The organism is Pseudomonas sp. PDM03 (assembly GCF_014852385.1).
GTDB classification, from domain to species: domain Bacteria; phylum Pseudomonadota; class Gammaproteobacteria; order Pseudomonadales; family Pseudomonadaceae; genus Aquipseudomonas; species Aquipseudomonas migulae.
Window position 1 is genome coordinate 249,910 of the sequence record NZ_JACVBM010000007.1, and the last position, 6,718, is coordinate 256,627.

The 6,718-nt window shown below is 61.2% G+C and carries 5 protein-coding genes; 2 read left to right on the top strand and 3 right to left on the bottom strand.

From position 1 onward, the window contains the following. The first annotated feature begins 54 nt into the window (after positions 1-54). Positions 55-2,688: an excinuclease ABC subunit UvrA gene (locus IB254_RS13550; RefSeq protein WP_192417683.1), complete on the top strand. Its 2,634-nt coding sequence runs from the start codon at positions 55-57 to the stop codon at positions 2,686-2,688. A 128-nt stretch (positions 2,689-2,816) separates the two neighbouring features. Continuing rightward, positions 2,817-3,050 carry a hypothetical protein gene (locus IB254_RS13555; protein WP_008031536.1) on the top strand — a complete coding sequence of 78 codons (234 nt, stop codon included), beginning with the start codon at positions 2,817-2,819 and terminating at the stop codon, positions 3,048-3,050. Between the two features lie 188 nt (positions 3,051-3,238). On the opposite strand, the gene IB254_RS13560 is transcribed toward IB254_RS13555, so the two are convergent. From IB254_RS13560 to IB254_RS13570, 3 genes are all read right to left on the bottom strand, one after another. After that, complete coding sequence (locus IB254_RS13560; RefSeq protein WP_192417685.1) at positions 3,239-4,339, bottom strand: SMP-30/gluconolactonase/LRE family protein; 1,101 nt, start codon at positions 4,337-4,339, stop codon at positions 3,239-3,241. Continuing rightward, complete coding sequence (locus IB254_RS13565) at positions 4,336-5,475, bottom strand: SRPBCC family protein (protein ID WP_192417687.1); 1,140 nt, start codon at positions 5,473-5,475, stop codon at positions 4,336-4,338. The genes IB254_RS13560 and IB254_RS13565 overlap by 4 nt, the downstream gene beginning before the upstream one ends. Before the next feature lie 106 nt (positions 5,476-5,581). Further along, the gene (locus tag IB254_RS13570; RefSeq protein WP_192417688.1) at positions 5,582-6,445 is read right to left on the bottom strand and encodes a LysR family transcriptional regulator; all 864 of its coding nucleotides are present in this window, start codon (positions 6,443-6,445) and stop codon (positions 5,582-5,584) included. Between the last annotated feature and the right edge of the window lie 273 nt (positions 6,446-6,718).

Genomic DNA, 6,718 nt, shown 5'->3' on the forward strand with positions numbered 1-6,718 from the left:
TGTAAATTCATGGCAATGCGTTAATCCTTCGAACTTTTTGATCAAGGCCACCTGATGACTTCAAAGCGCACCTCCAATCCTCCTTCCGGCATGGTCAGGGTACGCGGGGCCCGTGAACACAACCTCAAGAACATCGACGTCGATATCCCCCGTGATGCGCTGGTGGTGTTCACCGGCGTCTCCGGTTCAGGGAAGTCATCACTGGCGTTTTCGACTCTGTACGCCGAAGCGCAACGCCGTTATTTCGAATCCGTGGCGCCGTATGCGCGGCGTCTGATCGATCAGGTCGGTGTGCCGGATGTCGACTCCATCGAAGGTCTGCCGCCAGCGGTCGCCTTGCAACAACAACGGGGCACGCCGAGCACACGGTCTTCGGTGGGCAGCGTGACCACGTTGTCGAGCCTGATCCGCATGCTGTATTCGCGCGCCGGCAGCTATCCGCCAGGGCAACCGATGCTCTACGCCGAAGACTTTTCACCGAACACGCCCCAGGGCGCCTGCCCTGAATGTCATGGTTTGGGCCGGGTCTATGAAGTCACCGAAGCGCTGATGGTCCCGGACCCGAGCCTGACCATTCGCCAGCGCGCAGTCGCTTCCTGGCCCACGGCGTGGCAAGGACAGAACCTGCGGGACATCCTCGTGACCATGGGCCACGACGTCGATAAACCCTGGCGCGACCTGCCGAAAAAGCTCCGTGACTGGATTCTTTTCACCGAAGAAACCCCGACCGTTCCGGTGTATGCCGGGCTCACACCCGAAGAAACCAAAGTCGCGCTCAAGCGCAACATGGAGCCGAGTTACCAGGGCACCTTCACCGGTGCCCGGCGCTACATCCTGCACACGTTCACCCATTCGCAAAGTGCGCTGATGAAGAAGCGCGTCTCGCAATTCATGCTCGGCAGCCCTTGCCCGCTGTGCGACGGCAAGCGCCTGAAACGCGAGGCGTTGTCGGTGACCTTTGCCGGTTACGACATCGGCGAGTTGGCGCAAATGCCGTTGCTGCAAGTGGCCGACGTATTGAAACCAGTAGCGGCACACAGTTACCTCGACCAGGCCGATGAGGCGGGCGAGGTCTTGACCCACGAGCAGACCCGCGAGGCCCGTGAGCAGCGAGTGGCCCACGGCGCCAGTGGTCACGCCCATGCGCCGGATGTGCGCCACACGTCGAACCTGTCGGTGGAAAAACGCCTGGCCGCGCAACGCATCGCCCAGGATTTACTGGAGCGCGTCAGCACGTTGACGGACCTAGGGCTTGGTTACCTGGCACTGGAGCGCAGCACGCCGACGTTGTCGTCCGGCGAGTTGCAGCGCCTGCGTCTGGCGACGCAATTGGGTTCGCAGTTGTTCGGGGTGATTTACGTGCTGGACGAACCGTCGGCTGGTCTGCACCCGGCGGATGGCGAGGCGCTGTTCGAAGCCCTGCAACGCTTGAAAGCGGCGGGCAACACGCTGTTTGTGGTCGAGCATGATCTGGAAACCATGCGCCGCGCCGACTGGTTGATCGATGTCGGGCCGGCGGCGGGCGAGCATGGCGGCCGGATTCTGTACAGCGGTCCACCGCAGGGCCTGGCCGACGTAACGAACTCGCAGACCCGCGCCTACCTGTTTGCCGATCAGGTAAGGCTGCCGCGAGCCAGCCGCAAGCCGGCCGATTGGCTACGGCTGGAAGGCATCACGCGCAACAATCTGAATAACCTCAGCGTCGAGTTTCCGCTGGGCTGTTTCACCTCGGTGACTGGTGTGTCGGGTTCCGGTAAATCAAGCCTGGTCAGTCAGGCATTGCTGGAGCTGGTGGGCGCGCATCTCGGGCGCGCAGCCAGTGACAACGAGGCAGAAGAGTTGAGTCTTGAGGACGATGCACCGCAAGTCAGTGGCGGTCAGGTCAGCGCAGGGCTGGAGTCGATCAAGCGGCTGGTGCAAGTCGATCAGAAACCCATCGGCCGCACACCGCGCTCTAACCTGGCGACTTACACCGGGCTGTTCGACAACGTGCGCAAACTCTACGCCGCCACGCCCGAGGCGCAGGCCAAGGGCTACGACGCCGGTCAGTTCTCCTTCAACGTCGCCAAGGGGCGCTGCCCGACCTGCGAAGGCGAGGGTTTTGTCAGCGTCGAATTGCTGTTCATGCCCAGCGTCTACGCACCATGCCCGACTTGTCACGGCGCCCGCTACAACCCCGAGACGCTGGCGATTACCTGGCAGGGATTGAGCATTGCGCAGGTATTGCAATTGACGGTGGATGAAGCGGTCGAAGTGTTTACCGAGCAATCGGGTATTCGCCGCTCACTGGAAGTGCTGCGCGATATCGGCCTGGGTTACCTGCGGCTCGGCCAACCGGCGACCGAGTTGTCGGGCGGCGAAGCCCAACGCATCAAACTGGCCACCGAACTGCAACGCAACCAGCGCGGGGCAACGCTTTACGTGCTTGACGAACCCACCACCGGGTTGCACCCGCGGGATGTCGATCGCTTGCTCGAACAGTTGAACACGCTGGTGACGGCGGGGCACACGGTGATCGTCGTCGAACATGAAATGCGTGTGGTAGCCCAAAGTGACTGGGTGATCGACATCGGGCCGGGTGCAGGGGATCAGGGCGGCAAGATTGTGGTGGCGGGCGCGCCGCAGAAAGTCGCCAGCAGCAAAAAAAGCCGAACCGCGCCGTTCCTCGCCAGAACCCTCAATACGTAGCGCCAGGACGACGAACGGACACCGCTGGTCTGATAGGCGGTCGACAGAACCCGCCAACCGAGGCCATTCTGATAGTTGGTGAACGCAATCGATCGCGTTTGCCACCGATCAACAAACGGAGGTGTTCCATGCCGGTGCCACACGACCTTTATCAGGATTTGAAACTTTCAAAGGAAGATATCCAGCAAAAACGCACCAAGGATCCGTTACTGGATTCACTGATCAACAAGTATTCGCAGGCGGATGCCGAAGTGGTGAAGGCAGAGCAGGCCAAGTCCAGCGATGACTCAGTGAAGAAGCTCAAGGAGAAGCGCTTTCAGGTCAAGGAGAAGATCGTCCAACAGCTTCAGGTCCCGTCCTGACGTGTCGCTCCCGAAAGGAAACCGACAACGCAGAACGTCATAGCGAAATGGATCCCCGTTAACTTTTGAACGACACCGAACCTGTTGGAGCCGGCTTGCTGGCGATAGCGGTGTGTCATCCACCAATAGCGTTCGATGACACACCGCTATCGTCGGAGCGCCGCCCGCAGCAAGCCGGCTCCTACAGGTTAATTGGGTGCTTGGGACAACGCGGTGGCGAGCGGCAATCGCACCATGTGTCTGGCCTTCAACGAGCCGAAATACAACCACTCCCCATATTCACGCACCGTGGTGATCGGTGAGTAATTACCGCTGCTGCCATCCTGCAGATTGGCGATCACCTTTCCCTCCAGATCCAGGCCCAGGACAAACCCGCGTTTCTCTATGGGTTTGGGCAAGACCGTCATCGCCCGCACAATCATCTTGCGCACGAAGGGATGCGGCGCCGTGGCATCGAGCAGGGCGTTGCGCGGTGCATACAGCGCCACCCAGAAACGGTCTTGGCCATTGAACGCCAGGTTGTCCGGCAAGCCCGGCAAGTTGTCGATAAACAGATCGTGGGTGCCGGCCTTGGGGCCGCTCAGCCAATAACGGCTGATGCGATAGGCGCCGGTCTCGTTCACCAGCACAAAGGCATCGTCCGGGCCCAGTGTCACGCCGTTGGCAAACTCCAGCTTATCCAGCAGGACCGTGGTTTTACCGGTCTGGAAGTCATAACGCAGCAAGCGACCGTCGCCGCCATGCTCGATGATCGCGTCGCCATCGCTGCCATAGCCGAAGCGGCTGGAAGCATCGCTGAAATAGGCGTAGTGCCCCGACTTGTCGATGACCACGTCATCAGTGAAGCCGAAGGACACGCTGTTGGCCTCTGTGGTCAATGGGATCAAGCGACCCTGGGCGTCCAGCGACAGCAAGCCCTTGACCCCGTCGGCAATCACCAGCAAACCATTGGGGTGACGCGCCAGGCCCAGCGGTCGGCCGCCGGTATCGGCCAGCATCTTGGTGACTTCGCCGTCGAGGCTGGTGCGAATCAGACGGCCGTCATGCAGGCCCGTAATGAGCGCGTTGTTCTCCAGCAGCAACGCTTCCGGCCCGTCGATATCCGCCGCGCCGACACGCTCCACACCTTTGAGGCGTTGATTGTCGGCGTAGGGGCCGATAGTGAGGGACGGTGCCGGCGGCGGAGTCCAGGCCACCGGTTGCACCTTGGTCGGCATCAGCAGCAGAAAGGCCGCGATGGCGACAATCACCAGCAACACGGCATGGTGAAACTTGACGGTTCGACTCACGCGTTGGCTCCTGCTGCGGCCAGGTGTTTGTGCGCCATCTCGCGCAAGGCCTGCATCGATGCTGCCGATTCACGGTCAATGCGCCGCTTGAGCAACAGTCGATTGGCGATGCGCATTGCCAGGCCGCTGAACTGATAGTCCAGGGTACGGACAAACCGCGTGCCATCGCCCTCGGCCGTGCATTCGTAAGTCACCACCAGCGACAGTCCGTTGTCACCATGAGCCCGCGCGATCCAGCGGCGACCGGGCAGGTACTCGTCGACCGTCCAGCTCAGATGACCCTCGCGCCCGCCGGCGCGGATGTCTTCCTCGAACCGCGCCCCGGCATGCAGCGAGCCGCCCGGGCCATCGACCTTGAGCGACGAAGGGTGCCATTCGGGCCAACGGGTCACGGTGCTGGCGTAGGCGAGCACGGCAATCGGGTTGCCGGCAATGTTGATCTGATGCTGCATGCTGGTCATGGGCGCTCTCGTCAGGTAGGTCGGCTCGGGCTCCCAATAGAGCGTGCCGAACAGGTAGTCCATCAGCGGAAAAACGATGTTGAAGTTGCGTTCCTGCATCAACTCGCGACGGTGATGCAGCTCATGCAGACGGCGCATCTGGCGGATCCACGGCAAGCGTGTGATCGGGTTCTCGGGCGGCAGGTGTTCGCAGGCATGAAACACTTCATAAGTCAGGTAACCAAGGACCAGGCAGCCACCGAAAAGTCCGGCGACGTTGGCATCGAATTGCCCAAGCAACCACCAGACAGGCAGGGTAATGACGAGCGTGTGCAGCACGATTAGCCACGCCGGAAACAGGATTACCCGCCAGTCACGGGCGCTGTCGTAGGTCATGTGCCCGGGCGCAAAGAAGCTGTGATGGTCACCGGCGTGACGGGCATAGAACATCCGCGCGAAGCTCTTTTTGTGATGCCCCAGGTGGCGATGCACCATGTACACGCCAAAGTTGAAGAACAATAACGTCAGCGGCACCGCCAGCCATTCCAGCGGTTGCACCTGGTGCACGGTGCTCCAGAACAATCCGATGGCCAGCAAACCGAACAGCAGCACAAAGGCGCCGTGCAACCAGGGGTTGTAGAGGGGATGAATGTCTGCGCGATAGCGGTTGCGAAAAGCCTCGGTGGTCTGCCTCACTGCGGTCACCTGTGGTTATTGTTGTCCCAGCAGATTAGACGATCCCGTCGTGCAAGGCGGACCGAAGCTTGAGGACACAAACGCCATGATCCGGTGTAAAGCGGACTCAGGTCAGCGGGTTCCAGCGTTGCGACCAGTCTTCATCGGACTGGATGACTTCACGCAACAGGTCGAAGGCCCGTTGCAGGGTCGCCGAGTCGCGATCGCGGGAATAGACCAGGTAGGTCGGGTAGCTGAATTCCGGGGCCTTGGGCACCTGTTCCAGTACGCCGCTTTCCAGATAACTCTGCACCACGCGGGTACGGAAATAGCCACTGCCGCCGTTTTCAAGGATGTATTGCAAGCCCAGCGGGCCGAGGTTGAAGCTCAGGGCGGCCTTGGCTTTTTCCGGTAGGGCCGCATCGTGCTGGCGACGGAAATCCGGGCCCCAGTCGATGTAGACATAGGGATCGGGTTTACCGGGAAACCGCACGAGGACCAGTTTTTCCTCCAGCACCTGTTCGACTTGCAGGCGCGGCCAGTACTCCGGTTGGTAGACCAGCGCCGCGTCCAACACCCCCAGTTCCAGTTGGCGCAGCAGGTTTTCGCCGTCGCGGATCTCCATGCGCAGCGCGTGGCTGGGAATCTTCTCCCGCAGCTCGCCGGCCCAGCTGAGCATCAATGGGTTGCACAGGCTGACTTCGCCACCGATGTGCAATACGTCGTGATAACCCTCAGGCAACGGCAAGTCCCGTCGCGCGGCGTCCCAGGTTTCGACCAGTTGATTGGCGTACACCACAAATGCTTCGCCGTTCGGGGTCAGACGTGCGCCGGCGCGGTTGCGCACGAACAGTGTGCTGCCCAGTTGGCTTTCGAGTTTCTGCACGCGTGCGGTGATCGCGGTCTGGGTGACGTGGAGTTTTTCAGCGGCCGCGGCGAGGCTGCCGTGGCGGACGATTTCCAGAAAGGTGCGGGCGAGGTCGATGTCCATGGGGTGGCCGGTGCGGGAGGTGTGGGCATTGTAAACGGATACTGTGGGGCTCTCATTTTTTGATTGGGTACATATCCGTTTTTGGGGTAACGGCGGCTATTGGTTTCGCCCTTACGGCGAGTCACTTGGAAGAGCCCCAAGTAACCAAGGGCTCTTGCCCCTTTCGTTCGGTGCCTCGCTAATGCTCGCCATGCCCTCGCTCCGGTCCTGCTCCGTGGGCCCGCCGCCATCGGCCATCCATGGCCGGGGGCGGCTAACCCGGCATCCATGCCG

Coding starts and splice junctions, on each gene's coding strand:
- IB254_RS13550 (WP_192417683.1), top strand. CDS start 55: ATGACTTCAAAGCGCACCTCCAATCCTCCTTCCGGCATGGTCAGGGTA.
- IB254_RS13555 (WP_008031536.1), top strand. CDS start 2,817: ATGCCGGTGCCACACGACCTTTATCAGGATTTGAAACTTTCAAAGGAA.
- IB254_RS13570 (WP_192417688.1), bottom strand. CDS start 6,445: ATGGACATCGACCTCGCCCGCACCTTTCTGGAAATCGTCCGCCACGGC.